We start from the raw sequence: 25,684 nt of genomic DNA on the forward strand, positions 1-25,684 counted from the left end.
CGTGACAAGCCGCCGCGACGACCGCCTCGAAACGGAGGCACCGACCCGCGGCTGACGATCGCGCTTCGGGAGTTCAGCAGCCTTCGAACGGAGAAGACGATCCTGCTGGCGCTCGCCCTCCAGCTATTCATCGCCGCCTTCTCGTCGTTCCTCGTCGTCGGCCTCGTCTCCCTGTACGACCCGGGACAGGTCGACGGCTACGAGGTCGACGTCGCCGTGGCGGGCGACGCCTCCGAGGAACTGATCCGCGCCTCGCGGGAGGTCCGCGGCGTCGACGCGCAGTTCTACCGCTCCGAGGAGACGGCGATGCGCGCGTTCCACGAGTACGAGGCGACCGGGATCGACGCAGTGGTGGTCGCAGAGACGCGCGACGAGCGGGTGTTCGTCCGGGCGGTCGCGCCCGACTCGAACGTCCAGACGACGATCGTCGTGGTCCAACTGCGAGACGTGGTGCGCTCTCTCGAACGGCAAGAGCGAGCCGATCGCGCCACATATCTCGACGCACAGCCGCTGGCACTGCCGCCGGAGGCCTCCTCGAGCCCGTACTTCGGATTCACGTACACGGTGTTGCTCCCGCTGCTGCTCTTCTTACCTGTCTTCATCTCGGGTTCCGTCGCGGTCGATTCGATCTCCGAGGAGATCGAGCGCGGGACGCTCGAACTGCTCCGCGTCGCGCCGCTCTCGCTGACGGACGTCGTCGACGGGAAGCTCCTGACCGCCGCGGGTCTCGCGCCGATTCAAGCGGCGCTGTGGATCGGGCTGCTCGAACTCAACGGGACGAGCGTCGCGAACGTCCCGGCGCTGCTCGCGCTGGTCGCCGCGCTCGCCCTCCTGATCTGCGGATTGGGCGCGGCGCTGGCGCTTCTCTCTCCCGAACGACGCGCGGCGCAGTTCCTCTATTCGGTCGGGGTGCTGTTGGTCTTCGGGGGGACGGCGCTGCTTCCGAACGGGCCGATCACCGCCGCCGCCCGGCTGGCGATCGACAGCGCCGGACGCGCCGACTACGCCGCCGTCGTCGCGGTCGTCGTCGGTGCCGTCGTCGTCTACGGGGTGCTTCGTCGCCTCGTCGACGGGCTCGACGCCGACGAGCTCTCCTAGCGCTCTATCCTCTTGGCGCACGGCTACGAAGACGAGGCCGATGCGGGCGAACGCCGACGCGGACGAACGCCGTCGAAGATCGAACACCGCGACGGCCAGATCCGGAACGCACACAAACCCGGGCGTCCGAACGGAAGCTATGGGACTCGGAAGCACGGCGAAAAAGCTCCAGAAAGTGACCGATATGGCCGAGGACGTGTACACGCGGCTGAACGATCTCCGCGATCAGGTCGTTCAGATGCGTGAAACGACCCAAGAGACGAGCGACCGCGTCGAGCGCCTCGAACGCGAGAGCGCCGAGATGCGGGCGGTCCTCGAAGCCCTCGCCGAGCAAGAGGACATCGACGTCGAGAGCGTCACGGCCGACGCGCACATCACCGAAGCGGAGTCGGGAGGAGACGAGCAGAACGGACAGAACGACGGGGACCGTTCCTCGGCTGGTGGAACCAGCGACGACAGCGGCGGTAGCGGGAACAGCGACGACAGCAACGGCGGCCACAACAGCAACGACGGCTCACAGTAATCCGGAACCTGTCGGACCGGGAGAAGTGACGCGAGAAACCGTCGTCGGAGACTACTCGGCCAGCCGGGCGTGTTCGACTTTCATACACTTGTCTTGGACGAAATCGAGTCCGGCTTCTGCGGCCCGCTCGCCCGCGTCGTCGTCGGTGATTCCGAGTTGGAGCCACACGGCTCGAACGTCGCCCACTGACTCGTGGCGTTCGATCGCCGCGTCGACGACTCCTCCGGCTTCCTCGCTCGGACGGAACACGTCGACTATATCGATCTCGACGTCCCCGGGAACGTCGGCCAGCGCGTCGTAGGCGGTCTCCCCGAGGATCTCGTCGGCGAAGGGGTTCACCGGGACGATTCGATAGCCGTTACGCTGAAGATACGCCGGAATGTCGTGAGCCGCCTTTCCGGGCGTCGTCGAACAGCCGACCACGGCCACCGTTTCTGCGTTCAGTACGGATCTGAGTCCGTCGTCGTCAGTGATTGGCATACGCGAAATGAGGGACGGCGGACGTAAAACGCTGCCGCGGCAGCGAGGCGGCTTACCGGGCGTTGCGACCGAGCAGAACGTACAGGAGGATTCCCAAAATCGGGGCGAAAAAGACGACGAGCGCCCAGAGGAACGCCGGATGGGAGCTGTTCGTTTTCGCATCGGAGTACGTCCACACGATCATCGCGATCCCGACGAGTAAAAAGAGGATTCCGATCAACACGCCGACCGCACCGACAGCACCTTGAAGCAGTACACTGGAGGGCATTATCGAATCGGACGAAACTACACGAAAAATAGTTTCTGGTTCTCGATGTTCGCGGGCCCGCGACGGCGTTTCCGGACTGTCAGTCGTTCGCGAGTCGAACGGTCGGCTCGCCGTCCTCGCTGGTCGTCACGATGCCGTCGAACAGCTGCTTCAGCGTGTTCATCGTCTGGTCGTCGTGCGCGCTGGCGTCGATCGCGAAGACGCCGAGGCCCTTGACGCTCTGAATCCGGCCGGTGAACACGTGGAGGAATCGGAACACTGTCTGTAGATCGGCGTACATCAGAAGCGTCGACAGCGAGTGCAACATCACGCGGTTGCGCTCGATGCCTTGGTCTTGGTAGAAGGACTGTAAGATCTCCGAGAGCTTGATCCCGATGCCCGTCATGTCGACCGGCGAGGAGGCGTACTTGATCCGCTCGTCGTCGCGGACGTCGCCGACGCCCTGCTGGCGCGTGACGCAGTCGATGACAGCCACCGGCCGGTCTTCATAAGAGATGCGCTTCCCGAAGTCGTCAAGCACGCGGTCGGCACCGTCCTTCGTGGTGACGATGATCGCGCCCTCGCCGCTCTCGGTCCCCGAGGCGAGGACGTCCAGACAGAGCGAGCGCTTTCCCGTCAGGGGCGGGCCGCTAACCAAAATGTTCGTTCCGGGAGGGACCTCTGCGTCGAGGTCCGGGCCGAGGTCATACATCCGGGTTCCTCGGCGTCGAGCCAGCTACGAGAGAGGCGGTGGTTCGATCGATCGACTCGCCGGGAGTCATTAGACGAGTGAACCATAACAGGTGCAGATAATATTCTTTTTGATTGCGACGGTGGATTTCGGCTGACGGCCGCAACGCATCTGTGGCCGCGCGGGTTTAAATCGTCTCGACCGCCCGGAAGTCGCTCCGTCCTCGTTATACGACCGCAACGACGTCGACCGCGCGGCCGATGACGAAGGCGGCGGTCGCGAGGAACATCCCTCGCTTCAGCCGCCGCTGGGCCGTCGACGGGTCCGAAAAGGACCGCCGAACCGCCGACAGCATTAACGCGTCCGCGGGGATCACGATCGCGAGATAGACCACACCGAAGACGTCCAGTAGATACGGCGCGGCGCTCGCCGCGACGGCGACGGCCATCACCGCCGCGCCGAGTCGCAGGGCGACTCCCTCGCCGGCGACGATCGGGAGCGTCCTGAGTCCCTCCTCGCGGTCGCCCGCGAGATCCTCGACGTCCTTGACGATCTCGCGTGTCAGCGTCGCCAACGCCGCGAGCGCGAAGAGCACGAGCGCCGCGGAGTCGGTGAGCTGCCCCACCGATGCGGCCCCGAAGAGGAACGTCGACCCCGTCAGGTACGCGACGACGACGTTGCCGACGCCCGGTAGTCCCTTGAACAACTCCGTGTAGGCGACCAGCGCGAGCAGGTTCACCACGGCGATCGCAATCGCGACGGGCGGCAGCGCCAGCGCGGCGACCACCGCGCTGAGGAACAGCGCGACGCTGAACGCGAGCGCGCCGCGGGCGCTGACGGCTCCGCGGGGGATCGGTCGATCCGGCCGGTTGATCCGGTCGATGTCGCGGTCGAAGTAGTCGTTGACCGCGTTGCCCGCGGCGGTCGCGAAGACCGTCGCGGCCACGCTGGCGACGACGGCGACGACGCTCGAATCGAGACCCGCGGCGACGAACGCGCCGGTGAAGGTGAGCACCCCCGCGGCGACGGCGTTGCCGAGGCGCGTGAGATCGAGGAGGCCGCGGAGCGTTTCGGGGGCCGTCGATCCGTCTGATTCCATTCGTCTACCCGTGTCAGCGGCGGCGAAATAAAGGGCGCGGAGTCGACGCGTCGCGACGCGTGTGAGAGCCTCCGCTCGCGCGATCGAACCGCCGCGTGCGACGTGAGAGAGTTCCAATCCCCCTATGCCGCAGCCTTAACCGCACTCGGCGACAACGAGATCCCAGAGATGAGCGATCCGACCACAACACAGAACGGTTCAGGCGCGACAGATCGGAGCGAGGGGGTCAACGTATCCGTCGAGCGACACGAGAACTCCCCCAGTATCGCGGTCCGCGCCGCGTACTTCCTCTTGATCGGCTGGTGGGCGAGCGGGATCTGGCTGAGCGTCGCGTGGTTCCTCGTCGTCACGATCATCGGGATGCCGATCGGGATCAAGATGATCAATCTCGTGCCGAAAATCGTCTCGCTGAAAGAGCGGCGGATCGAGACGACACTCACCGAGAGCGCGTCCGGTGACGTCACGATCACCGAATCCGGGAGCGAGCAGCACTCGCTCGTCGTCCGCGCGGTGTACTTCCTCCTCGTCGGCTGGTGGCTCAGCGGCGTCTGGATGTCGCTCGCGTGGGTCGCGAGCGTCACGATCGTCGGCCTGCCGGTCGCCGTCTGGATGTACGACCGCCTGCCGTACGTCGTCTCCCTGTACAAGTACTGACGCTCGTCTGTGGAAGCTCGGCTCTCGGGCGACCCTCACGCGCCTTGTGGTTTTTTTATCGGATGAACCGATGTACGAATTGAGGGGAACGCCTTCGACGCTGACCGTGTCGGAACAGCGGCGCTGTGTGAGAATTAGTTCTTCCCGCGTACCGGAAGCCGGTGGAGGGGATTGTGAACCTCACTCGCTCACTGCGTTCGCTCCCTGCTTCAAATCCCTCTACGGCTTCCGCTGTTCACGTTGTTCACAGCAGAAAGCCGGTGGAGGGATTTGAACCCTCGGCCTATTCCTTACGAAGGAATCGCTCTGCCAGCTGAGCTACACCGGCGCGGTCAGACGCACTCGTCCGTACTGCGATGATTAAGAAAAGACTTCCGAATCAGCGTGCGGTCAGACGGACGTCGAGACAGACGTTGTACTCGTGCGGGGCGTACGATCGCACGACGCGCTCGGTCTCGACGTCGACATCGTAGTCGTCCCCCGCGGCCGCGACGGCCTCGCGGATGGCCCGCTCACCGGGGCCGAACGGGTCGTCCTCGTGCTGGATGTCGTAGTAGTGAAGCACGCACTCCTCGCTCGCGAGTTCGACCGCCGCGTCGAGGAAGTCGCCGACGCTGTGCGGGAGGTTCATCACCAGCCGGTCCGCCCAGCCCGCGTACTCCTCCGCGAGGTCGCGGACGTCACCGTGGATCGCGGTCACTCGGTCTCCGACGCCGTTGCGACGCGCGTTCTCCCGGAGGTACTCGACGGCGACGGGGTTGAGATCGCAGCCGACGACCTCCGCACCCCGGCCGGCCATCGGGACCGCGAACGGCCCGACGCCGGCGAACATATCGATCACCCGCTCGCCGGCCTCGACCTGCGAGATCACGCGGTGGCGCTCGGTGGCGAGCCGCGGCGAGAAGTACACCGACGCGATGTCGAGCGCGAACTCGTAGCCGTATTCTCGGTGGACGGTCTCGGTCGACTCGCCGACGAGCACGTCCCACTCGCGGACCCGGAGTTCGCCCTTCACTTTCGACGCGCGGTTGACAACCGTCCGCGCGCGGAGGTCCGATTCGACGACGGCGTCGGCGATCCGACGCGCCCGTTCGGGGTCGTCCTCGTCGAGGATGACGACGTCGCCGAGGCGCTCGTAGGAGGGCTCGAAACCGAGGACTTCGGCCGGCGTCGTCTGCGTGTTCCGGGTCGGGGCGTCGCGTTCGACGACCTCGTACTCCGATTCGACGGCCGTCCGGTCGACGACCGGGATGTACAGCGCTCCGGACTCGACCGTGATCTCGTGGGTCTGATCGACGAGGTCGCGCTCGGCCAGCGCCGTGCGGGTCTCCTCCCCCTCGCTGGTCGGCACGCGGACGCAGGGAACGCGCATACTCGCCCGTCGAGAGCGACGCGAGTAAGCGTGACGTTTCGGTGTCGAGCGTGAGGTCTCGATTTCGAGCGTGAGGTTTCGGTGCGGGACGCCGACTGTCTAGACCGGACTCTCCGGGGATGCGACCGGTTCGCCGCTCACTCCGACGGCACGACGAGCACCGGCGTCTCCGAGAGGCGGACGACCTTCTCGGCGACGCTCCCGAGGACGAACCGCTCAACGCCCGTCCGACCGTGGGTCCCGAGCACGACGAGGTCGGCGTCGACCGCCTCGCAGTGATCGATGATCGCGCGGTGCGGGACGCCGTGTTCGATCGCCTCGGCGATCTCGACGCCGAACTCCGATCCCCGCGCCGCGACGCGGTCGACCGCCGATTGCGCGACCTCCTCGTAGGCGGCCCGCGTCTCGCTGGACCGGACGGGCATCTCCGGAACGACCGATAGGGCGTGGACGTCGGCCCCGAACTCCTCGGCGAGATTGATTCCCCAGCGTTCGGCGGGCACCGCGGCGTCGCTCCCGTCCGTCGGAATGACGAGGTCGCGGTAGGGCCGTTCGCCCGTCGCACCGACTCGTACGGTGAGCACGGGGATCGGCGAGAGGCGAACGACCTTCTCGGCGACGCTGCCGACGACGTACCGCTGGAGCCCGCTGCGCCCGTGCGTTCCCATCGCGATCAGGTCGACCGCGTGATCTTCGACCGCGTCGAGGATCTCCTCGTGCGGGAAGCCCGCTTCGACGGCGGTGCTCACGGCGACGCCCGCGTCCTGCACTCGCGCCGCCGCGTCGGTGACGACCCCTTCGAGTTCCGCTTCGACCTCCTTGCGCTCCGTGACGCTCGACAGTCCGTAGGGATCGACGACCGCCAAGAGCAGGATCTCGGCGTCGGTGGCCGCCGCGACGCTGATCGCGTGGTCGAGCGCGGCCGACGCGCCGTCGCTCCCGTCGATCGGAACGAGAATGCGTCGGAGTTCGTCTCCGATAGAGTGGCTCATATCACCCCCTTCGCGCGGAGATGGAAAAAATCCGCACCCGGATTCGAGCCGCCCTCGAACGTCTCACCCCGCGGCGACATCTCGGTCGATAATCGCTATTCCGATGCGTGACTCGTCTCGTCGCCGACGGATTCGAGCGCGCGGGCGACCGCCAGACACCCCCGACAGCAGTACGAGCCCTCGACGTCCGCCGCGGTGATGGGCGGCGTCGGCGTCGGCAACCCACAGTGCGTACAGTCGTTGCGTTCCGCTCGACGGGATGAATCGCGGTCGGGTCGTCCGTTGTTCTCGACGGTCATATCGGTAGTTGTTAGCTGGAGTCAGTCGGTCGATCGCTAGCCGAGCGGTTGGTAGATCGGTACGGTCGGATGGGGGAGGTGGATCCCGAGGAGCATCAGTCCGTGCGCCAGCGGTAAATATCCCAAGAGCAGGAAGGCGACACCCAAGACCCGATGGACCGTCCGTCGACGCCCTACCGACAGCGACCCGAGCGCCAACCCGTAGACGAAAAGCGTCGGAATCGTGCCCAGACCGAGAAGCGAGAGCAGCGCCGCCGCCCGGATCGGATCGGCGATCGCGAACGCGTACAGGTAGGCCGGGAAGGTGATCGGACAGGGGAGAAACGCGTGTCCGAATCCGAGTCCGACGATCCGGACGTCGCCGACGAGCGCGTCCACGCGGGCCGTGAGCGCGGTGCTTACCCTCGTGAAGACCACCGAAATTCGGCCCGGCAACCTGATTCTGCCCCCGGTGCCGCGCCACAGGTACGACGCGCCGGACGTGATGATCAGCGTGCCGATCAGGATGCCCATCGTTCCTCTGACACCGTTGCCGACGGAGATGACGGTGTCGACCGCGGCGAGCGCGAACGCCCCCACGACGGCGAGCACGGCCCCGACAATCGCGTAGCCGCCGGCCCGGCCGAGATTGAACAGCGCGTGCTGTCTGAGTTGCCGAAGCGACACCCCTCGGCCGTCCTCAGTCGCTCTGAGCCTGTCGGCGTAGACGCTCACGAGCGGACCACACATCCCGAGGCAGTGCGCGCCGCCGAGTGCCCCGATGAGGAGAAAGACGCCGATCTCGACGTTCGAGGGTCCGACTGCGTCCATCGCCGCGGACAACTCGATCGGGCCGATCCGTGATAGCAACACGGGAGTTCAGCGGACTCCGAACGGCGATCGGTCGAGCGACTGTTCTACGGCCTGCGCCGCAGCAGTCTCGGCACCTCCGAATACGGGGCAGGTCCGGTCTCCATCTCCCCCGCTGATCGCGGACTGTCGGAACCCGCCCGGACGCGACGCTGCGAACATGCTTTCGTTCCGACGGGGAGCGCAGCACGCACGATCGGGGGGATCTACAATCGCCATCGAATGGTGTTTGGTACCACGACACGCTACGTAAGACTTGCGCTGAACGTGTCAATTAGCCGGTTACCCCACCGATTTCGACCGCGCTCCCGATCCGTCTCCGGTCCGTTCTCGACCCGTCTCTGGTTCGCCCCCGACTCGTCTCCGGTTCGCTTCTAATTCATTCCCGGGTCGCTCGTGTCATCGCACCCCGCTCTCGGTCGCGCGGATTCTCGACTGATCACCCATCGTAACGAAAGTCCCGGCGAATATTGAACTTATTCCGCCCGTTTTCGCCAACTGGGAACGAGTGAGGTATCCTTATATCTGGAGGGCCAACGAAAACTGATGGCACGAATCAGTCTCACCCGTCGGACGCTCCTCGGCGGCACCGCCGCGCTCACTCTCGGTCTCGCCGGCTGCTCGGGCGGTTCCGGCGACTCCGGAGGCGACACCGACGAAACGGACGGGTCTGACGACGAGTCCGGAGACAGCAGCGATTCCGGAAACGGCAGCGGTTCCGGCGATAGCGGCTCGCCGCCCTCGTTCGACGGCTACCTCGACGGTACCTCGAACTACGACGGGGTCGTCGATCGCACCGGCGACGACGAGGTGACCGTCACGGTCGGCGCGGAGGCCAACGGCGGCAACTTCGGGTACGGCCCCGCCGCGGTCCGGGTCTCCACCGGAACGACGGTCGTCTGGGAGTGGAACGGTCGCGGCAGCGTTCACAACGTGGCCGCCGAGGACGGTTCCTTCGAGTCCGAACAGGTGCAGGAGGCCGGACACACCTTCTCGCAGACGTTCGAGGAGGTGGGAACGATCAAGTACTACTGCACGCCGCACGAGGCGGTGGGAATGAAGGGCGTCGTGGTGGTCGAGGAATAGCGGATCGTGGAGCGGTCCCCGTCAGTCAGTCGCGGATTACTCGAACGAGCGAGTCGCCGTCGTCGCATCGAGAATCGATGTACCCTAAGACCTCTTCGTACGCTTCGATTCGGCACGTCTCCTCGATGGCGGTTGCCGTTCGGTCCTCTTCTATCGCGGCGATTCTGTCGGTCTCGGCATCGCGCTTGCGCTCGTCGATGAACGCGCGGAGACGGTCGGCTCTGATCCGACTGACGTCACTATCAAGCATACGACCGCCACGGTGAGAGGACGTAAAAAGCCACGGCGACCGGCGCTCGAGAATCACGTCGGGAATCGAATCCCTCTCCGTCGGGACCGGTGCAGTCAGGCCTCGGCGGCCCGCTGTCGCCCGCCGCGCGGCGTCTCCCACGCTTCGAGCAGTTCCTGATACCGGTTGCGGATGGTGACCTCGGAGATGTCGGTCACGTCGCTGACGTCCGCCTGCGTCAGCTCGACGTTGGTCAACTGCGCCGCAGCGTACAGGGCCGCCGCCGCGAGTCCGACCGGCGACTTCCCCGAGTGGACGTTCTTCTGTTTGGCGTTTTCGAGCAGCTCTCGCGCCGTTCGCTCGGTCTCCTTGGGGATCTCCAAGTCCGACGCGAACCGCGGGACGTACTCGGTGGGGTCCGCAGGCTGAATTTCTAGGGAAAGCTCGCGGACGACGTACCGGTACGCCCGCTCGAACTCGTCTTCTTCGACGCGGGAGACGCGCGCGACCTCGTCGATGCTCCGGGGGACCTGCGCCATCCGGGCGGCCGCGTGCAGCGACGCGGTGGCGATTCCCTCGATGGAGCGGCCGGGGAGGAGGTCCTCGTCGAGTGCGCGGCGGTAGATGACTGAGGCGGTCTCGCGGACGTTGTCGGGGAGACCGAGCGCGGACGCCATCCGGTCGATCTCGCCGAGCGCCTGCTTGAGGTTGCGCTCCTTCGAGTCTCGGGTGCGGAAGCGCTCGTTCCACGTGCGCAGCCGCTGCATCTTCTGTCGCTGCGTCGACGACAGCGAGTTGCCGTAGGCGTCTTTGTTCTGCCAGCCGATGTTCGTCGACAGCCCCTTGTCGTGCATCAGGTTCGTCGTCGGCGCGCCGACGCGGGACTTCTTGTCCCGCTCGGCGCTGTCGAAGGCGCGCCACTCCGGCCCGCGGTCGATCGAATCCTCGTCGACGACGAGGCCGCAGTCGCCACAGACCGTTTCACCGCGCTCATCGTTGGTCTGTAGGTCGGTCGAACCGCACTCGGGGCACCGAAGCGTTTCGTCTTCGGCCGACTGCTCCTCGCGCTCTTCGTGCTCGTCGGCGTCGTTCGTCGTCTCGTTCTCCGCGTCGTGGTCGCGCCACGTTCGTCGTCGCTCGGTGCGCTCTCGTGTGCGAGTGTGAAGGGCGTCACTCATTTTGTGTTGCAAGAGGCCGGTGAGAACTGAACCACCGCCTCGTTCTCATCACCTCGTTTGTAGGCGCGCCTAAAAAATGTGTCGGCCGTGTGCGAACACAATACCGATCCGATACATAATTCGGATACAATTTGGAGGCGATTTCAGGCGATGATAGAGAATCGGCCGCTAATTTCGGGTTTTCACCGGGAAGGCGTTTTCATCGGAAACGGCGTCGACGACAGCACTGGGAACATCCGATGGTTCGACCACCTGCGCCCGCGCTCGGAGCGACTCGTAGACGCGCCTCGCTTCGTCTCCCACGTAGTTCCGCTCGGCGAACGGCCGCTCCTCGACGAGGACGACGCGATCGGCGCGGGTCGCCGCGCGGAGGTTCGGAAGGTTCCCCGTCCCGACCTCCACGTCGGCGACGAGGACGCAATCGGCTGCGTCGACTCGTCGCTCGACAGCCTCGCGGGTGTCGTCGTCGACGCCCGCGAACGGATCGACTGTCACGACGTCGAGCGCGAGGCTCCGGGCCGCCTCCGCGTCGGTGTCGCCCTCGTTCAGCGCCCCGGCGGACACCGCATAGCCCGCGGCGTCGAGGACGTAGAGGTATCTGGCCGCGGTCCCGCCGCCGCCGACGACGTGGACGCGCCCGGCGCGTTCTGTCTCCGCGTCACGGCGGCCTTCCGGAAGGGCGGTCACGTACACCGACCCGGTCACCGGGTGCCGGGAGACGACGGCGTTCGCGCCGAAGGCGTCACCGAGGGCGCTTTCGGTCAACACCGACTCCGGCGGGCCGAACGCGGCGACCTTGCCGTCGGCGAGTAAGAGGAGTTCATCGCAGTACTGCGCCGCGAGGTTCAGGTCGTGAATCGCCGCGACGGCCGTCTTCCCCCGCGAAACGAGCGTGCGGACCAGTTCGAGCGTTCGGACTTGGTGGTTGATGTCGAGGCTGGCGGTCGGTTCGTCGAGGAGCAGTAGCGGGCTCTCCTGTGTCAGCGCGCGCGCGAGGAGGACGCGCTGGCGTTCCCCGCCGGAGAGCGTCGACACCGTGCGCTCGGCGAACTGCTCGGTGGCGGTCCACTCGAACGCCCGTTCGACGGCCTCCGTGTCGGCCTCGCTCCACCCGCCGAAGCGCGAGCGATGCGGGTTCCGGCCCATCTCGACGACCGTCCGGACGTCGAACTCGAAGGCGATGGCGGTGTCCTGCGGGACGGTCGCGACGAGCCGACTCGCCGCTTTCGACGAGAGGTCGTGAACCCGCCGCCCCTCGACCGTGACGCCTCCCGCGTCGGGGGCGAGCGCGCCGTTGATCGTCCGGAGCAGCGTCGTCTTGCCCGCGCCGTTCGGGCCGACGAGGCCGACGAAGGTCCCCCGGTCGATCGAAGCGTCGACGCCGTCGAGGACTGTCGTCTCACCGAAGCCGACCCGGAGGTCCTCGATTTCGACGAGCGGCGCGTCAGCCCCGTCCGGTCGGCTCACAGCCCAGTCACCTCCCGCGATCGGAGGAGATACAGGAAGAAGGGCGCGCCGAGCGCCGCGGTCACGATGCCGACGGGGATCTCGGCCGCCCCCGAACGCGCCAGCGTGTCGGTCGCGACGAGAAACGATGCCCCCGCGAGCGCGCTCGTCGGCAGCAGAATGCGGTGATCCGGGCCGACGAGTAGCCGCATCCCGTGCGGGACGATCAGTCCGACGAAGCCGATCACGCCCGTCACGGCGACGGCGGCCGCGGTGACGACGCTCGACGCGGCGAGCAGCAGTCGCTTCGTCCGCTCGACCTCGATTCCGAGCGCGTGGGCGTCCTCCTCGCCGAGCAGCAGGACGTTCAGATCCCGCGCGTACGCCATTAGTAGAAGGAACAGCGGCGGGAGCACGAGCGCGATCACGCGCACCTCCGCCCACGTCGTCCCGCCGAGGTGGCCCATCAGCCAGTAGACGACGCGACGAATGCTCTGGCCGCTGTGAAGCAACAGGAGCGAGATGATCGCACCCAGAAACGTCTGGACGGCGACGCCCGCGAGAAGCAGCGTTGCGGTCGGCGTCCGGCCGTCTTCGGTCGCGATGAGATAGACCGCGAAGGCCGTGAGGACGGCGGAAACGAACGCCGCGCCCTGCAGTTCGAGGCCGAACGGGAACGCGACGGGGAGCACGATCGTCGCGACGGCCCCGACGGCCGCCCCCGAGGAGACGCCGACGATCGACGGGTCCGCCATCGGGTTGCGGAAAAAGCCCTGCATCACCGTCCCGGCGGTCGCGAGCGCGAAGCCGACGAGCGCCGCGAGCGCGATGCGCGGCAGGCGGACGTCGACGACGATGATCCGGTTCGTCCGAGCGACGTCGAAGGCGAACGGCAGCGGGTCGGCGGACAAAAGCGCCTTCGCCACCGTCACCGGGGGGATCGACACCGACCCCATCCCTGCGCTGGCGACGGTTACGGCGGCGAGCACGCCGCAGAGCGCGCTCGACCACGCGACGGTACGCGTTCGGAGGGTCACGGTGGAAAGCTCAGTTGGATTAGCCAAATACTTGTTGCATTAGCGGGCAGGAAGTCATATGCAACGCAGCGCACTCGTCTTCGTGATGCTTCTCGCCGTCGCCGCGGCCGGGCCGTTCGTCGGCGGCGTCGGGGCCGCGACGGCGGTCGATGGCTCGACAGCCGCTGAACCGATTCCGCACGATCACCACTCCCAGACGGCGACCTGCGAGTTCCCGCACGAGACGACCGACGCCACCGGCGCGGCGGTGAACCTCACGTCCGACCCCGACCGGATCGTGACGCTGAACCCGAGCGCCGCCCAGACGATGTGGGAGATCGGTGCCGAAGAGGAGGTCGTCGGCGTCTCCCAGTACGCGAGCTATCTCGACGGCGCGGACGAGAAGGCGAACGTCTCCGGCGCGAGCGGTCCGGACGTCGAGCGCGTGCTCGACGCCGAGCCTGATCTCGTTCTCGTCCCGAACAGTTCCTACGGCGCGTCCGCAGAGCGCGTCGAACAGATCCGCGCGCAGGGCGTCCCGGTCTACGTGTTCGGACAGCCGACGTCGCTGGAGTTCGTCGCCGACAAGACCGAACGGATCGGCCGCCTCACCGGGAACTGCGAGGCCGGGACAGAGCGCGCCGACCAGATCCGCCAGTCAGTGGACAATATGGAACGGGCGCTCGAAGGGACCGAGAAACCCGTCGGACTGAACGTCTTTTACGGGTACACGTCGGGGTCGAACACGTTCATCGGCGATCTGATGCGGACCGGCGGGATCGAGAACGGCGCGGCCGACGCCGGGATTTCGGGCTTCGCGATGATTAACGACGAGGACGTCGTCGAAATCCAGCCGGAGTGGATTCTCGTGCCGACCGGCAGCTCGGTCCCGGAGACCGCCGCCTACGAGAGCACGCCGGCCGTCCAAGAGGACAATATCATCCGCGTGGAGACGAACCTGCTCCAGCAACCCGCGCCGCGCTCGGTGCGGGCAGCAGAGCAGATCCTCGAACAGGTGCACCCCGACGCGTACGAGGAGTACCAATCAATGCAAGAGGCGGAGTCGTCTGCGACGGCCGACGAGTCGGCATCGACGACTGACGCGGAAGCGACATCGACGAGCGACGCGGAGTCGTCGCCGGAGGAATCGCCCGCGACGTCGACTGAGTCGCCCGGATTCGGTGCGGTGGCGACGCTCGCCGGGCTCGCGGCCGTGGCGCTTCTCGCGACGCGCCGATAGGCGACGAACGCCCACGCTCCTCTCGGGACGCGTCGAGGGGTGGCCTCGACGGCGCTCGGACAGCAAGTATCATACCGCCCCCGCGTCCTACGATACCTATGGACGTCACCATCTCGCAGTCACGCGTTGCGGGGCGCGTGCGCTCACCGCCGTCGAAGAGCTACACGCACCGCGCGATCCTCGCGGCGGGCTACGGCGAAGCGGCCGCCGTCACCGACCCGCTCGTGAGCGCCGACACGCGGGCGACGATGCGCGCGGTCGAGGCGTTCGGCGGGGCGGTCGACCGCGCTCCCGACGACTCCCGAATCGACGTGACGGGATTCGGCGGTCGCCCGGACGTTCCGGACGACGTGATCGACTGCGCGAACTCGGGGACGACGACGCGACTCGTCACCGGCTGCGGGGCGCTCGCCGACGGCCTCTGCGTCTTCACCGGCGACGACTCGCTGCGGTCGCGGCCGCAGGGGCCGCTGCTCGACGCGATCGGACAGCTCGGCGGACGGGCGGAGTCGACGCGCGGCAACGGCCAAGCCCCGCTCGTCGTCGGCGGCAACACGCCCGGCGGTAGCGTGTCGATTCCCGGCGACGTCTCCTCGCAGTACATCACGGCCCTGCTGATGGCCGGCGCGGTAACCGACGAGGGGATCGATATCGAACTCGAAACCGAACTCAAGTCCGCGCCGTACGTCGACATCACGCTGGAAGTTCTCCGGGATTTCGGCGTCGACGTCGAGCGGACCTCGGAGGGCTTTTCGGTCCCCGGCGGGCAGTCCTACGATCCCGTGGGCGGCGAGTACGCCGTCCCCGGCGACTTCTCCTCGATGTCGTATCTCCTCGCGGCGGGCGCGGTCGCCGCTGCGGACGGGGAGACCGTCGTCGTCGAGGGCGCGCGACCGAGCGCGCAGGGCGACAGCGCGATCGTCGAGATCCTCGGAGCGATGGGCGCGACGATCGACTGGGACCGCGAGGCGGGCGAGCTCACGATCACCCGCGCGTCGCTGTCGGGGACGACGGTCGACGTCGGCGACACGCCCGACTTACTGCCGACGATCGCCGCCCTCGGCGCGGTCGCCGACGGCGACACCGTCATCGAGAACTGCGAGCACGTCCGCTACAAGGAGACCGATCGCGTGAGCGCGATGGCCGAGGAGTTAGCGAAGATGGGGGCGTCGGTCACGGAGGAACGGGACCGGCTGACGGTCCACGGCGGCGAGACGGACCTCGAGGGCGCGCGCGTCGACGGTCGCGCGGACCACAGAATCGTGATGTCGCTGGCGGTCGCGGGGCTCGTCGCTGACGGCGAGACCACCATCGAAGGCGGCGAACACGTCGACGTGTCGTTCCCGGACTTCTTCGAGACGATGGCGTCGATCGGCGTCACGGTCGAGCAGACCGAGTAATTCGGGCGGCGGCGTCGACGCCGACAACTGAGCCGGACACTCGATGTCGACAACTGAGTCGGATACTCGACGCCGACGACCGGGCAGCGCGTGCCGCCTCGATGGCCGGACGCGGGTACGTTACGACGATGGTCACGACGATGCATCCGACCACAGCACGACGGGAGACCCAATACCTCACGACGATTTCGAGGTCTCTCGGCCCGCGATCGACTCGATTTCGAGTTCGAGAATACGAATGTCGATCTCGTCGATCTCCTCGCCGAAGACGCGGATTGGCGAGAACTGACTGTTGATCTCGGCGGTGTCGAACCGATCGTGTTCCGCGTTCGGTATCTCGCTGAGTGCGCCGCTGACGACGACGCTCCACGAGTCGAACTCTCGCGCGTCCTCGGTGGGTTCGGTGTCGTAGAGGACATACGTGGCGGTCTCCGTCGCGTCTAGAAACGCCTGCTTCGTGCTCCCCTCCGTCACGCCGAGTCGAAAGTAGAGCCCCTCGCCGTCGTAGTAGTGCGCCAGCGGGACGGCGTAGCTGTCGTTGTTTTTCGAGAGCGCCAACACGCCCGTCTCGGTCGTTTCGAGCCGCTCTCGAACCGCTTCGTCGTCCATACCGCACGTGTACGCGTACTCGATGTGTTCCATAATATCCCGGGACATCGACTCCGAGCGAACCGGGCGTAGAACTACGTCGCACGTGCGGATAGTCGTTCCTGCGATCGGGGAGAGCCGACTCCCCGCCGGTCGACGGCGGACCGAAATAGTCGTTCCCGCGCTGAGCCCTTCGATTGCGCGTTTCTGCAACGTATATATGCCCGGAACCACGACGGCGAGGTAATGAACGGGAACCGATTCGGTCGGCTCTTTCAGGTCACCACCTACGGCGAGAGCCACGGCGACGCGATGGGCGTGACGGTCTCGGGCTGTCCGGCCGGGCTCGAACTCGACGAGGACGACGTCCAAGCCGAGCTCGACCGACGAAAGCCGGGACAGTCGATGATCACCACCTCCAGAGGCGAACCCGACGCGGTGTCGATCAATTCGGGGGTCCAAGACGGCTACACGACGGGGACGCCGATCGGGATGGTCATCGAGAACAAGGACGCGCGCTCCGGCAAGTACGAGCCGTACGTGACGGCCCCGCGGCCGAGCCACGGCGACTTCACGTACTCGGCGAAGTTCGGGACGCGGAACTGGGGCGGCGGCGGGCGCTCCTCTGCGCGCGAGACGGTCAACTGGGTCGCGGCGGGCGCGGTCGCGAAGAAGATCCTCGAATCGCAGGACATCCGAGTAAAGGCGCACGTCAACCAGATCGGGGACATCGAGGCCCCCGAGGTCAGCTTCGAGCAGCTGCTCGAACACACAGAGGAGAATCCGGTGCGCTGTGCCGACCCTGACACGGCAGAGGAGATGCGCGAACTGATCGACGAGTACCAAGAGCAGGGCGACTCGATCGGCGGCTCCATCTATTTCGAGGCGCAGGGCGTCCCGCGGGGCCTCGGTGCGCCGCGGTTCGACGCGTTCCCCTCGCGACTCGGCCAAGCGATGATGTCGATCCCGGCGACGACGGCGTTCGAGTTCGGTCTCGGTCGGGAGGCTCGCGAGTGGACCGGCAAAGACCGAAACGAGGACTGGGAGTTCGATAGTGACGGCGACCCGGTTCCCGAGGGCAACAAACACGGCGGCCTGCAGGGCGGCATCACGACCGGCGAACCGATCTACGGCGAGATCACGTGGCACGCGCCGACGTCGATTCCGAAAAAGCAGAAGACGGTGGACTGGGAGACCGGCGAGGAGAAGGAGATCCAAGTCGTCGGCCGACACGACCCCGTGTTGCCGCCGCGTGCGGTGCCCGTCGTTGAGGCGATGTTGAACCTCACGATCCTCGACTTTATGCTCCTCGGCGGTCGGATCAACCCCGACCGACTCGACGACCGACCCGGCGAGTACGACACCGACTATCACCCGTCTAGCCCCCAGAACGAGTAGCCCCTGCGATAGAGGGATTCCGTATATTTCGGTCGAATCTGCGATTATATCGGGATTTGCGGGAAATAGACCGATATGTTCGGAAAGTGACTGCGGCTCCGACAGTGACGTTGTGACGGTCCCGTCAACTGATGCGGTAGAGTATCAAAATCTTCTAAATATATTACTATTACTTTGGTTTTAATTCAATTACACGTGGATTGGCTACTCGTTTCGGTGGCAAATCAGGAACATCATCATCTTTCCTTGGTAACTTATAGCAAAGGCTTTAATCGACTCCTTCCGAAAGTTTTCGGTAGTGGCCCACTCGGGCCGTGAGCTCAGATATGACTGACGACGAACTCATCTGGCGAATCGCGGGTGGTTCCGGAGACGGGATCGCCTCGACGAGTCAGAATTTTGCGAAGGCCCTGATGCGAGCGGGGTTACACGTATTCACCCATCGTCACTATCCGTCGCGCATCCGCGGCGGCCACACGTACACGGAGGTTCGCGTCTCGGCGGATCCGGTGCGGTCGCGTGGCGACGGGTACAACTTCCTGCTCGCTCTCGGTGACTCCTTCGCTCGAAACCCACAGGAGAACGCCTACTACGGCAACGAGGAGGTCAAACCGCTGTCGGAGAATCTGGACGAACTCGACGAGGGGGGCGTTATCGTCTACGACTCCGGCCTACTCGACACCGACGACATCCCGGACTTCGACGAACGCGTCGAGGAGAACGGCTGGCACGTCTACGACATCGACCTCCGGACCATCGCTCGCGATCACGGTCGCGAAGTGATGCGCAACACCGCCGGTGTCGCGGTCACCTGCGCCATCGCGGACATCGAGCCACAGGTCATCAAGAGCCTGATGGAGGACTCGATGCCGGAGAAAGTGTTCGAGCCGAATATGTCGGTCTTCGACGACGCCTACGACACCGTCCGCGAGGAGTTCGACGCCGACGCGCCGGACGTGTCGGTGCCGGCGGGCGAACACGACGAGGAGCAGGTCCTCATCTCGGGATCGGACGCCATCGCCTACGGCGCGCTCGACGAGGGCTGTCGCTTCATCGCCGGCTATCCGATGACGCCGTGGACCGAGGTCTTCACGATTATGTCGCAGAACCTCCCGGAGGTCGGCGGCATCTCCGAACAGGTCGAAGACGAAATCGCCGCGGCGGCGCTGGCGGTCGGCGCTTCCCACGCGGGCGTGAAGGCGATGTCCGGCTCCTCGGGCGGCGGCTTCGCGCTGATGTCGGAACCGCTCGGCCTCGCGGAGATGACCGAGACCCCGGTCGTCCTCGTCGAGGCGATGCGCGCCGGTCCCTCGACCGGAATGCCGACGAAACCCGAACAGGCCGACCTCGAACACGTCCTATACACCTCGCAGGGCGACTCCCACCGCGTCGTCTTCGCGCCCTCGAACGCCGAGGAAGCGTACAAACAGACGCGACGGGCGTTCCAGATCGCCTACGAGTACCAGATCCCGTCGATCGTCCTCTACGACCAGAAGAACGGCGGCGAACTGCAGAACGTGCCCGCGAGCGTCTTCGACGAGGAACCGAACGCCGATCTCGGCTCGATCATCACCGAGGCGGAGCTCGAAGACGCGCCGCACGACCCCTCCGGGAAGTACAACCGCTTCCAACACGAGGGCGAAAAGGGCGTGAGTCCGCGGTCGATCCCCGGCCAAGCGGGCGGTCGCTACCTCGCGACCGGCAACGAGCATATGCCCGCCGGACACATTTCGGAGGACCCCGACAACCGCGTCAATCAGGTCAACCGTCGGATGGAGAAGATGGAAGCTATCCGCGCCGACCTCGACGGAGACGAGGGAACGAACACCCACTACGGGCCCGAAGAGGCCGAATACGGCATTCTGACGTTCGGTTCCCAGCAGGGAACCGTCGAAGAGGCCATCGATCGCCTCAACGACGAGAGCCACGCGGTGAAGATGCTCGGCGTCTCCGAGATGGCACCCTTCCCAGTCGAGGAAGTGACGGCGTTCGTCGAGAGCGTCGATCAGGTGCTCGTCGTCGAGATGAACGCCTCAGCGCAGTTCCGCGGTCTGACGCAGAAGGAGCTCGGTCGCTACGGGGAGAAGCTCTCGAGCCTTCTCAAGTACAACGGTAACCCCTTCGAGCCCGCGGAGATCGTCGACGGGTTCGTCACCAGCATCGTCGAGGACGGGACTCTGCCCGGCCACGAGACCAAATTCGTCCCCGCAGCGAGTGATTAATATGAGCGCATTCAGTGCAATCGGCGAACACGCCGAACACGACCGTAACGAGTACACGCCCGGCGTCGAACCGCAGCCCACGTGGTGTCCCGGCTGCGGCGACTTCGGGGTTCTGAAGGCCCTGAAAGGAGCCGCCGCCGAGTTGGGTCTCTCCCCCGAGGAGATGCTCGTCTGCACCGGCATCGGCTGCTCGGGCAAACTGAACAGCTACTTCGACAGCTATGGGTTCCACACGATCCACGGCCGATCGCTCCCGATCGCGCGAGCGGCCAAACTGGCTAATCCCGGACTGACGGTCATCGCCGCCGGCGGCGACGGCGACGGCTACGGGATCGGCGGGAACCACTTCATACACACGGCCCGCGAGAACCACGATATGACGTACATCGTGTTCAACAACGAGATCTTCGGGCTGACGAAGGGCCAGACCTCGCCGACGTCGCCGAAAGGCCACAAGTCGAAGACCCAACCCCACGGCTCCGCGAAGGACCCGATCCGGCCGCTCTCGATGTCGCTGAACGCCGGCGCGTCCTACATCGCTCGGACCGCCGCTGTCAATCCAAACCAAGCGAAGGATATCATCGTCGAGGCCGTCGAGCACGACGGGTTCTCCCACATCGACTTCCTCACGCAGTGTCCGACGTGGAACAAGGACGCAAAGCAATACGTCCCGTACATCGACGTCAACGACTCCGAGGACTACGAGTTCGACAACACCGATCGGAACGAGGCCTCCGAGATGATGTTCGAGACGGAGAACGTCCTCAACGAGGGCACCGTCCTCACCGGCCGCTACTACGTCGACGAGGACCGACCGTCCTACCAGCAGGAGAAGCGACGAATCGGCGAAATCCCCGAGGAACCGCTCGCAGAGCGGTACTTCGACGAGGAGTACGAGTGGGAGCGGGTCTACGACACGTTCCTCGACAAGCACAAGTAGCGGCGACTGACGCCGGGTCGAGCGGTTATTTCGCCGTCCCGGTGCCGCGGTCTTCGGGTCCGACACCCGTTGTTTCGTCGTCGTGAGTTCGGTTTTTGCATTCGGAAGGTATTTTTTCTGGCACACGAAAGAGGTGGGTATGGAAGCCACCTCGACGGAGAGCCGCATTCTCGACGTCCTCGAGGAAGACGCGCAAGCGTCGTACGCCGAGATCGCAGAGCGGGCAGAGGTCTCCAAACCCACCGTCCGGAAGTACATCCGGCAGATGGAGGAGGAAGGAGTCATCATCGGCTACTCCGCCGACGTCGACCCGAAGAAGCTCTCGGAGACGTCGATCGCGCTCGTCGGTCTCGACGTCGCCTCGGAACGCTACGTCGAGGCGACGCGCGAACTGAAAGCGCTCGACGCGGTCGAGTCGCTGTACACCTCCTCGGGCGATCATATGCTGATGGCGGAGGTCCGCGCTACCGACGGCGACGCGCTCGGCGAGGTCATCGCGGAGACGTTGCTCTCGATCGACGGGATTACTGCCGCGCACCCGTCGTTCCTGCAGGAACGGCTGAAGTAGCACGGCTCAACCGATCGAACCGAATGGCGAACTCCGTCGAGGGCCGCGATCGATCGGCTATTCGCACGGTTTCGCTTGATTTCACTTCCGGTCCGGTTTGCGAACGCTATAGTGACTCCTCCGCGTAGCCTCCCGTACCGATCCCCCGTCGAGACGTATCGATGAATCCAATCTCTGCGATCGACCTCTCGAGCCTCCGACGACGATGAGCGAGGAGACTCTCCCGGGCGTCGAAGCCGAACGATCCCCGCGGATCGTCCTGCACGTCGATATGGACTGCTTTTACGCCTCGTGCGAACGGCTCCGTGAGCCGGGGCTCCGCGGCGAACCGGTCGTCGTCGGAATGGGCTATGAGTCCGGCGAGACGTTCGGTGCCGTGGCGACGGCGAGCTACGAGGCGCGCGAGTACGGTGTCGAGAGCGCGCAACCCATCTCACAGGCGCTCGAACGGCTCCCGCGCTCGGACGCCGACACCGACGGCACAACGGGAGACGAATCGACTTCCGGGGAGGTCGGTCACTACCGCTCGGTCGATCTGGAGTTTTACCGGTCGGTCGCGGCGGCGGTCAAGGAGATCCTTCACGAGTGCGCCGACGTCGTCCGCGAGGTGAGCATCGACGAGGCGTATCTCGACGTTACCGATCGCACCGGGTGGCAGCGCGCTCCCGACGACGATCGAACGCTCGCAGAGGGGTACGCCCGCCACGTCAAACAGCGGATCGCCTGCGAGGTCGGCGTCCCGGCCAGCGTGGGCGTCGCTCCGAACCTGTCCGCGGCGAAGATCGCCTCCGATCACGACAAACCCGACGGGCTGGTCGTCGTCGAACCGGGCGACGTCCGCGAGTTTCTGGACCCGCTCTCGGTCAGCTCGGTCCACGGGGTCGGCCCGGTGACGGCCGATCGGCTCTCGGAACTGGGCGTCGAGACCGCCGGTGATCTGGCCGACGCCGACCCGTCGGCACTCCGCTCGCGATTCGGTTCGCGGGGCGTCGAACTGCACGACCGCGCCCGCGGTCGCGACGACCGCGAGGTGACGCCGACCGGTCGACCGAAGAGCCTCTCGCGGGAGTCGGCGTTCTCGGAGGCGACGGCCGACCGAGAGGCCAAACGCGAGACGCTGGCCGCGCTGGCCGAAGACGTCGCAGCGCGGGCACGAAGCCGAGACGCGACCTACCGGACGATCGGAATCAAGGCCGTTCTTCCGCCCTACAACGTCAACACGCGAGAGCGGTCGCTCCCGGGGCCGGTCGACGATCCAGACCTCGTCGAGTCGGTCGCACTCGAACTCATCGAGGAGTTCGACGACAGCGCGGTTCGGAAACTCGGCGTCCGGGTCTCGAATCTCTCCTTCGCCTCGGGCGAGCAGGCCCGGCTCGACGGATGGGACAGCGCGGAAGAGGCGGCGGACGGGGGAGCCACACCGAGCAGAGACTCTCGGTCGAGAGATGACGAGGGGCGATCAGAGACGTCGCGGGGGCAGATCTCGCTGGACGACTTCGAAAGCCAGCGCTGACGGGACTGACCGATTGACGGTCCGAACAGTGAGGCAAACAGGCGGCGCATCGACAGAACCCGCGACGGCGCGCCGCACACCCGCCGTGACCGCTCGCGGTCGAGGCTTAACTCACGGCTCGACTGGCCGCGCTTTCGTATATAAATCCGTGGCAACAGCGGGGTAGCGGGCAAAAACTGATGCCGGTGACGCGATTGGTTGTCCCTATGGTCCCCCAACCAGACACCGATCGCGGATGCCCGAAGTGCGGTCACACCGAAACCGAGGTCGGAACGATCTCGACGACGGGTGGCGGTCTCTCGAAGATGTTCGACATCCAGACGAACAGCTTCAAGGTCGTCTCGTGTACGAACTGCGGGTACTCGGAGCTCTATCGCGACGCGACGTCCGGCAGCAGCGACATCGTCGACGTCTTTCTCGGCTGATGCTCGGCGGTGCGTTCGCGCTCGTCGTCCTGCTGTTCGCCGTCGCGGTTCCGCTCGTACTCTATGCGTTGGTGCGGGCCGAGCACGACCGGAGAGAGACGATGGACCGTCGCGAGGGTGAGCGGGCAGCACGGCGAGATGCCGAGCGAGCGTCCAGCGAAGAGTCCCGACGAGTCGCCCGATCGGACTCCCGTGACCGCTGACGAACTGCGGAGCGATCATAAGTGTCCTCCACGAACCGTCCCCACGGATGGACGAGCCGACGCCGACACGCAGACGACTCCTCGGTTTCGGCGGGGCGGGGATCCTCGCCGCGCTCGCGGGGTGTAGCGCGGAGGCACCGAGCGCCGAGAGACAGGCGAAGACGACATCGACATCGAGTCCCGAGCGGTCTCCAGCGCGCTCGGCGACGCCGACGAGTCCCTACAGCCGGGTCTACCGCGAAACAATCGACGCCGTCGTGCTCGTCCAAACCGATCGGGGACGGGGGACCGGATTCGTCGTCGACCCCGCTCTCGATACCGACTCCGCTGCAGTGGCCGACTCGAGGTGCGTCGTCACGAACGCCCACGTGGTCGATGACGCCGCGACGGCGGACCTCCGGTTCAGCGGGGGCCAGTGGGCTGCCGGTGACATCGTCGGCACCGACTCCCGCAGCGACTTAGCAGTGGTCGAACTGCCCGCGTCGACTCGAGACCGGGAACCGTTATCCTTCGCGGAAGGCGAGCCGACAGTCGGGCAGGAAGTCGTCGCCCTCGGCAATCCGTTCGACCTCGACGGGACGATGACGACCGGCATCGTGAGCGGCGTCGACAGGTCCGCACCGGCTCCCACGGGAGCACAGATTCCGGACGCGATACAGACCGACGCGGCGGTCAATCCGGGGAACAGCGGCGGACCGCTGCTGTCGCTCGACGGCGACGTGGTCGCCGTGATCAACTCCGAGATCGGCGAGAACGTGGGTTTCGGGATCTCGGCCGCGCTCGCCGGACGAGTCGTCCCGGGTCTCATCGCCAACGGGTCCTACGAGCACCCGTTCTTGGGCGTCACGCTCGCTGAGATGACTCCGGAATTGGCCGGTACGATGGGACTGACAGGACCGAGGGGCGTACTGGTAACGTCGGTTCTCGAAGACGGGCCGTCAGCGGGGCTTCTCAGCGGCGGTTCCGAACTCCGAACTGTTGACGGTTCGCGCGTCAGGATCGGCGGTGACGTCGTCCTCTCGATCGGGGGTGAAACGATCCTTACTACCGAAGACCTCAGCAGCCACCTCGCGTTGGAAACGAGCCCCGGCGAGGTGGTGACGCTGACCGTCCAGCGGGACGGATACGTGACGACTGTCGACGTGACCCTCGGGGCGCGTCCCGGTACGTAGCACGGGAGCCGAACGGCCTAGATACGCGCGCCGCTTCCGGTGGCCACACGCGGCGACCCTGTTTCACCGTGGCGTGTCCTTTATATCGCCCCCTCGACTACGACGGAGTATGCCCCAGTGCGAGATGTGCGGCAATGAGCGGCCGTCCCTCACGACGGTCAAGGTCGAGGGGGCCGAACTCGAACTGTGCGACGACTGCAAGGAGTTCGGCACCGAGGTCCGCACTGAGTCGAGCTCGTCTCAGTCGACGAAGTACTCGACGTCGAGCACCTCCAAATCGTCCGGGTCGAGCGGCGCTTCGAGCGCGTCCTCGTCGAGTGGCGGCGGTTCGTCGGGCGGATCGACCCGCCGACGCCGCGATATGTTCGATACGATGGACGAGGTCGCGGCCGACTACGACCAGCGCATTCGCGAGGCGCGGGAGGGACTCGGACTGAGCCAAGAGGACCTCGCGAAGTCGCTCAACGAGAAGGCGAGTCTGATCCGAAAACTCGAACGCGGTGATATCCTCCCCTCCGACGACGTGCAGAAGAAACTCGAACGGAAACTCGAAATTTCGCTCGTCGAGGGCGAGGACACCGACGACAGCGAGTGGTCGGGCGGGTCGTCGACGACGACGACGCTCGGCGACGTCGTCAAGCGAAAGGACTGATCGGAACCGAAATCGATTCGATGCGGTTCTTCGGTGGAGAGAATCAGCCTCGCGTCTCCATCCAGAGCGTCAAGAGCAACCTATTTTGTGCCGTGGTTCACACG

28 protein-coding genes, 1 tRNA gene and 1 pseudogene are annotated in these 25,684 nt (G+C 65.9%); 15 read left to right on the plus strand and 15 right to left on the minus strand.

Annotated elements, in window-relative coordinates; all coding sequences use genetic code 11:
* Positions 1-51 precede the first annotated feature (51 nt).
* Both U5919_RS06380 and U5919_RS06385 read left to right on the plus strand, forming a co-directional pair.
* Complete coding sequence (locus U5919_RS06380; RefSeq protein WP_336023878.1) at positions 52-1,098, plus strand: ABC transporter permease; 1,047 nt, start codon at positions 52-54, stop codon at positions 1,096-1,098.
* A 139-nt stretch (positions 1,099-1,237) separates the two neighbouring features.
* Positions 1,238-1,621, plus strand: a complete 384-nt coding sequence (locus tag U5919_RS06385) for a DUF5798 family protein (RefSeq protein WP_336022911.1) — start codon at positions 1,238-1,240, stop codon at positions 1,619-1,621.
* 51 nt (positions 1,622-1,672) lie between these two features.
* On the opposite strand, the gene U5919_RS06390 is transcribed toward U5919_RS06385, so the two are convergent.
* From U5919_RS06390 to U5919_RS06405, 4 genes are all read right to left on the minus strand, one after another.
* A complete protein-coding gene (locus U5919_RS06390; protein ID WP_336022912.1) occupies positions 1,673-2,101 on the minus strand; it encodes a CoA-binding protein in 429 nt (142 codons plus the stop codon).
* A 52-nt stretch (positions 2,102-2,153) separates the two neighbouring features.
* Positions 2,154-2,369 carry a PLDc N-terminal domain-containing protein gene (locus U5919_RS06395; protein ID WP_336022913.1) on the minus strand — a complete coding sequence of 72 codons (216 nt, stop codon included), beginning with the start codon at positions 2,367-2,369 and terminating at the stop codon, positions 2,154-2,156.
* Positions 2,370-2,448: 79 nt separating this feature from the next.
* Positions 2,449-3,060 (minus strand): RAD55 family ATPase, encoded by a 612-nt coding sequence (locus tag U5919_RS06400; protein WP_336022914.1) that lies wholly within the window; start codon positions 3,058-3,060, stop codon positions 2,449-2,451.
* A gap of 205 nt (positions 3,061-3,265) precedes the next feature.
* Complete coding sequence (locus tag U5919_RS06405) at positions 3,266-4,138, minus strand: geranylgeranylglycerol-phosphate geranylgeranyltransferase (protein ID WP_336022915.1); 873 nt, start codon at positions 4,136-4,138, stop codon at positions 3,266-3,268.
* 168 nt (positions 4,139-4,306) lie between these two features.
* Here U5919_RS06405 and U5919_RS06410 point away from each other — a divergent pair, with 168 nt between their 5' ends.
* A complete protein-coding gene (locus U5919_RS06410) occupies positions 4,307-4,792 on the plus strand; it encodes a YccF domain-containing protein (RefSeq protein WP_336022916.1) in 486 nt (161 codons plus the stop codon).
* A gap of 255 nt (positions 4,793-5,047) precedes the next feature.
* Here the strand turns inward: U5919_RS06410 and U5919_RS06415 are convergent.
* From U5919_RS06415 to U5919_RS06435, 5 genes are all read right to left on the minus strand, one after another.
* Positions 5,048-5,120, minus strand: a tRNA-Thr gene (locus tag U5919_RS06415).
* A 51-nt stretch (positions 5,121-5,171) separates the two neighbouring features.
* Entirely contained in the window at positions 5,172-6,164 is a 993-nt protein-coding gene (locus U5919_RS06420) for a class I SAM-dependent methyltransferase (protein WP_336022917.1), read from the minus strand.
* A gap of 137 nt (positions 6,165-6,301) precedes the next feature.
* Positions 6,302-7,156: a universal stress protein gene (locus U5919_RS06425; RefSeq protein WP_336022918.1), complete on the minus strand. Its 855-nt coding sequence runs from the start codon at positions 7,154-7,156 to the stop codon at positions 6,302-6,304.
* 95 nt (positions 7,157-7,251) lie between these two features.
* Entirely contained in the window at positions 7,252-7,455 is a 204-nt protein-coding gene (locus U5919_RS06430; protein ID WP_345786329.1) for a heavy metal translocating P-type ATPase metal-binding domain-containing protein, read from the minus strand.
* A gap of 36 nt (positions 7,456-7,491) precedes the next feature.
* A complete protein-coding gene (locus U5919_RS06435; RefSeq protein ID WP_336022919.1) occupies positions 7,492-8,265 on the minus strand; it encodes a sulfite exporter TauE/SafE family protein in 774 nt (257 codons plus the stop codon).
* 585 nt (positions 8,266-8,850) lie between these two features.
* Between U5919_RS06435 and U5919_RS06440 the strand changes: the two genes are divergently transcribed.
* Positions 8,851-9,390 carry a halocyanin domain-containing protein gene (locus U5919_RS06440; protein ID WP_336022920.1) on the plus strand — a complete coding sequence of 180 codons (540 nt, stop codon included), beginning with the start codon at positions 8,851-8,853 and terminating at the stop codon, positions 9,388-9,390.
* Positions 9,391-9,415: 25 nt separating this feature from the next.
* Here the strand turns inward: U5919_RS06440 and U5919_RS06445 are convergent, their stop codons facing one another.
* The 4 genes from U5919_RS06445 to btuC all read right to left on the minus strand — a co-directional run bounded on the left by U5919_RS06445 (position 9,416) and on the right by btuC (position 13,280).
* Positions 9,416-9,640, minus strand: a complete 225-nt coding sequence (locus U5919_RS06445; protein WP_336022921.1) for a hypothetical protein — start codon at positions 9,638-9,640, stop codon at positions 9,416-9,418.
* 95 nt (positions 9,641-9,735) lie between these two features.
* Positions 9,736-10,797, minus strand: coding sequence for a transcription initiation factor IIB (locus tag U5919_RS06450; RefSeq protein WP_336022922.1), 1,062 nt, complete (start codon positions 10,795-10,797; stop codon positions 9,736-9,738).
* A gap of 168 nt (positions 10,798-10,965) precedes the next feature.
* Entirely contained in the window at positions 10,966-12,264 is a 1,299-nt protein-coding gene (locus U5919_RS06455; RefSeq protein WP_336022923.1) for an ATP-binding cassette domain-containing protein, read from the minus strand.
* Positions 12,261-13,280, minus strand: a complete 1,020-nt coding sequence (gene btuC / locus U5919_RS06460; RefSeq protein WP_336022924.1) for a vitamin B12 ABC transporter permease BtuC — start codon at positions 13,278-13,280, stop codon at positions 12,261-12,263. The genes U5919_RS06455 and btuC overlap by 4 nt, the downstream gene beginning before the upstream one ends.
* Before the next feature lie 58 nt (positions 13,281-13,338).
* Between btuC and U5919_RS06465 the strand changes: the two genes are divergently transcribed.
* Together U5919_RS06465 and aroA are read left to right on the plus strand one after the other, a co-directional pair.
* Positions 13,339-14,499, plus strand: coding sequence for a PGF-CTERM-anchored ABC transporter substrate-binding protein (locus U5919_RS06465; protein WP_336022925.1), 1,161 nt, complete (start codon positions 13,339-13,341; stop codon positions 14,497-14,499).
* Between the two features lie 98 nt (positions 14,500-14,597).
* A complete protein-coding gene (gene aroA, locus U5919_RS06470) occupies positions 14,598-15,899 on the plus strand; it encodes a 3-phosphoshikimate 1-carboxyvinyltransferase (protein ID WP_336022927.1) in 1,302 nt (433 codons plus the stop codon).
* A 177-nt stretch (positions 15,900-16,076) separates the two neighbouring features.
* On the opposite strand, the gene U5919_RS06475 is transcribed toward aroA, so the two are convergent.
* Positions 16,077-16,556 carry a pyridoxamine 5'-phosphate oxidase family protein gene (locus tag U5919_RS06475; RefSeq protein ID WP_336022929.1) on the minus strand — a complete coding sequence of 160 codons (480 nt, stop codon included), beginning with the start codon at positions 16,554-16,556 and terminating at the stop codon, positions 16,077-16,079.
* A 177-nt stretch (positions 16,557-16,733) separates the two neighbouring features.
* On the opposite strand from U5919_RS06475, the gene aroC reads away from it, so the two are divergent.
* The 8 genes from aroC (at position 16,734) to U5919_RS06515 (ending at position 24,928) form a co-directional block, all read left to right on the plus strand.
* A complete protein-coding gene (aroC, locus tag U5919_RS06480; RefSeq protein ID WP_336022930.1) occupies positions 16,734-17,885 on the plus strand; it encodes a chorismate synthase in 1,152 nt (383 codons plus the stop codon).
* A 326-nt stretch (positions 17,886-18,211) separates the two neighbouring features.
* Positions 18,212-20,107: a 2-oxoacid:acceptor oxidoreductase subunit alpha gene (locus tag U5919_RS06485; RefSeq protein ID WP_336022931.1), complete on the plus strand. Its 1,896-nt coding sequence runs from the start codon at positions 18,212-18,214 to the stop codon at positions 20,105-20,107.
* Between the two features lies 1 nt (position 20,108).
* Entirely contained in the window at positions 20,109-21,047 is a 939-nt protein-coding gene (locus tag U5919_RS06490) for a thiamine pyrophosphate-dependent enzyme (RefSeq protein ID WP_336022932.1), read from the plus strand.
* Between the two features lie 139 nt (positions 21,048-21,186).
* Complete coding sequence (gene lrpA1, locus U5919_RS06495) at positions 21,187-21,615, plus strand: HTH-type transcriptional regulator LrpA1 (protein WP_336022934.1); 429 nt, start codon at positions 21,187-21,189, stop codon at positions 21,613-21,615.
* A gap of 205 nt (positions 21,616-21,820) precedes the next feature.
* Positions 21,821-23,128, plus strand: coding sequence for a DNA polymerase Y family protein (locus tag U5919_RS06500; protein ID WP_336022937.1), 1,308 nt, complete (start codon positions 21,821-21,823; stop codon positions 23,126-23,128).
* Between the two features lie 206 nt (positions 23,129-23,334).
* Entirely contained in the window at positions 23,335-23,553 is a 219-nt protein-coding gene (locus U5919_RS06505; protein ID WP_336022939.1) for a zinc ribbon domain-containing protein, read from the plus strand.
* Positions 23,553-23,756, plus strand: coding sequence for a DUF8143 family protein (locus U5919_RS06510; RefSeq protein ID WP_336022941.1), 204 nt, complete (start codon positions 23,553-23,555; stop codon positions 23,754-23,756). Before U5919_RS06505 ends, U5919_RS06510 begins: the two co-directional genes overlap by 1 nt.
* A 47-nt stretch (positions 23,757-23,803) precedes the next feature.
* On the plus strand, positions 23,804-24,928 hold the full coding sequence (locus U5919_RS06515) for a S1C family serine protease (protein ID WP_336022943.1): 1,125 nt from the start codon (positions 23,804-23,806) through the stop codon (positions 24,926-24,928).
* A 63-nt stretch (positions 24,929-24,991) separates the two neighbouring features.
* Here U5919_RS06515 and U5919_RS15990 read toward each other — a convergent pair whose 3' ends face one another.
* Positions 24,992-25,153: a DUF8138 family protein gene (locus U5919_RS15990; protein WP_486617188.1), complete on the minus strand. Its 162-nt coding sequence runs from the start codon at positions 25,151-25,153 to the stop codon at positions 24,992-24,994.
* Here U5919_RS15990 and U5919_RS06520 point away from each other — a divergent pair.
* Positions 25,089-25,580: pseudogene (locus U5919_RS06520) on the plus strand (multiprotein bridging factor aMBF1); the annotation flags it as partial. The gene U5919_RS15990 and the pseudogene U5919_RS06520 overlap by 65 nt on opposite strands.
* Between the last annotated feature and the right edge of the window lie 104 nt (positions 25,581-25,684).

It is taken from the genome of Halobellus sp. LT62 (assembly GCF_037031285.1).
GTDB classification, from domain to species: Archaea; Halobacteriota; Halobacteria; order Halobacteriales; family Haloferacaceae; genus Haloquadratum; species Haloquadratum salinisoli.

Excerpts from the sequence above, each read along its gene's own strand:
- U5919_RS06385 (WP_336022911.1), top strand. The coding sequence starts at position 1,238 with ATGGGACTCGGAAGCACGGCGAAAAAGCTCCAGAAAGTGACCGATATG.
- U5919_RS06390 (WP_336022912.1), bottom strand. The coding sequence starts at position 2,101 with ATGCCAATCACTGACGACGACGGACTCAGATCCGTACTGAACGCAGAA.
- U5919_RS06395 (WP_336022913.1), bottom strand. The coding sequence starts at position 2,369 with ATGCCCTCCAGTGTACTGCTTCAAGGTGCTGTCGGTGCGGTCGGCGTG.
- U5919_RS06400 (WP_336022914.1), bottom strand. The coding sequence starts at position 3,060 with ATGTATGACCTCGGCCCGGACCTCGACGCAGAGGTCCCTCCCGGAACG.
- U5919_RS06405 (WP_336022915.1), bottom strand. The coding sequence starts at position 4,138 with ATGGAATCAGACGGATCGACGGCCCCCGAAACGCTCCGCGGCCTCCTC.
- U5919_RS06410 (WP_336022916.1), top strand. The coding sequence starts at position 4,307 with ATGAGCGATCCGACCACAACACAGAACGGTTCAGGCGCGACAGATCGG.
- U5919_RS06420 (WP_336022917.1), bottom strand. The coding sequence starts at position 6,164 with ATGCGCGTTCCCTGCGTCCGCGTGCCGACCAGCGAGGGGGAGGAGACC.
- U5919_RS06425 (WP_336022918.1), bottom strand. The coding sequence starts at position 7,156 with ATGAGCCACTCTATCGGAGACGAACTCCGACGCATTCTCGTTCCGATC.
- U5919_RS06430 (WP_345786329.1), bottom strand. The coding sequence starts at position 7,455 with ATGACCGTCGAGAACAACGGACGACCCGACCGCGATTCATCCCGTCGA.
- U5919_RS06435 (WP_336022919.1), bottom strand. The coding sequence starts at position 8,265 with ATGGACGCAGTCGGACCCTCGAACGTCGAGATCGGCGTCTTTCTCCTC.
- U5919_RS06440 (WP_336022920.1), top strand. The coding sequence starts at position 8,851 with ATGGCACGAATCAGTCTCACCCGTCGGACGCTCCTCGGCGGCACCGCC.
- U5919_RS06445 (WP_336022921.1), bottom strand. The coding sequence starts at position 9,640 with ATGCTTGATAGTGACGTCAGTCGGATCAGAGCCGACCGTCTCCGCGCG.
- U5919_RS06450 (WP_336022922.1), bottom strand. The coding sequence starts at position 10,797 with ATGAGTGACGCCCTTCACACTCGCACACGAGAGCGCACCGAGCGACGA.
- U5919_RS06465 (WP_336022925.1), top strand. The coding sequence starts at position 13,339 with ATGCAACGCAGCGCACTCGTCTTCGTGATGCTTCTCGCCGTCGCCGCG.
- aroA (WP_336022927.1), top strand. The coding sequence starts at position 14,598 with ATGGACGTCACCATCTCGCAGTCACGCGTTGCGGGGCGCGTGCGCTCA.
- U5919_RS06475 (WP_336022929.1), bottom strand. The coding sequence starts at position 16,556 with ATGTCCCGGGATATTATGGAACACATCGAGTACGCGTACACGTGCGGT.
- aroC (WP_336022930.1), top strand. The coding sequence starts at position 16,734 with ATGAACGGGAACCGATTCGGTCGGCTCTTTCAGGTCACCACCTACGGC.
- U5919_RS06485 (WP_336022931.1), top strand. The coding sequence starts at position 18,212 with ATGACTGACGACGAACTCATCTGGCGAATCGCGGGTGGTTCCGGAGAC.
- U5919_RS06490 (WP_336022932.1), top strand. The coding sequence starts at position 20,109 with ATGAGCGCATTCAGTGCAATCGGCGAACACGCCGAACACGACCGTAAC.
- lrpA1 (WP_336022934.1), top strand. The coding sequence starts at position 21,187 with ATGGAAGCCACCTCGACGGAGAGCCGCATTCTCGACGTCCTCGAGGAA.
- U5919_RS06500 (WP_336022937.1), top strand. The coding sequence starts at position 21,821 with ATGAGCGAGGAGACTCTCCCGGGCGTCGAAGCCGAACGATCCCCGCGG.
- U5919_RS06505 (WP_336022939.1), top strand. The coding sequence starts at position 23,335 with ATGGTCCCCCAACCAGACACCGATCGCGGATGCCCGAAGTGCGGTCAC.
- U5919_RS06510 (WP_336022941.1), top strand. The coding sequence starts at position 23,553 with ATGCTCGGCGGTGCGTTCGCGCTCGTCGTCCTGCTGTTCGCCGTCGCG.
- U5919_RS06515 (WP_336022943.1), top strand. The coding sequence starts at position 23,804 with ATGGACGAGCCGACGCCGACACGCAGACGACTCCTCGGTTTCGGCGGG.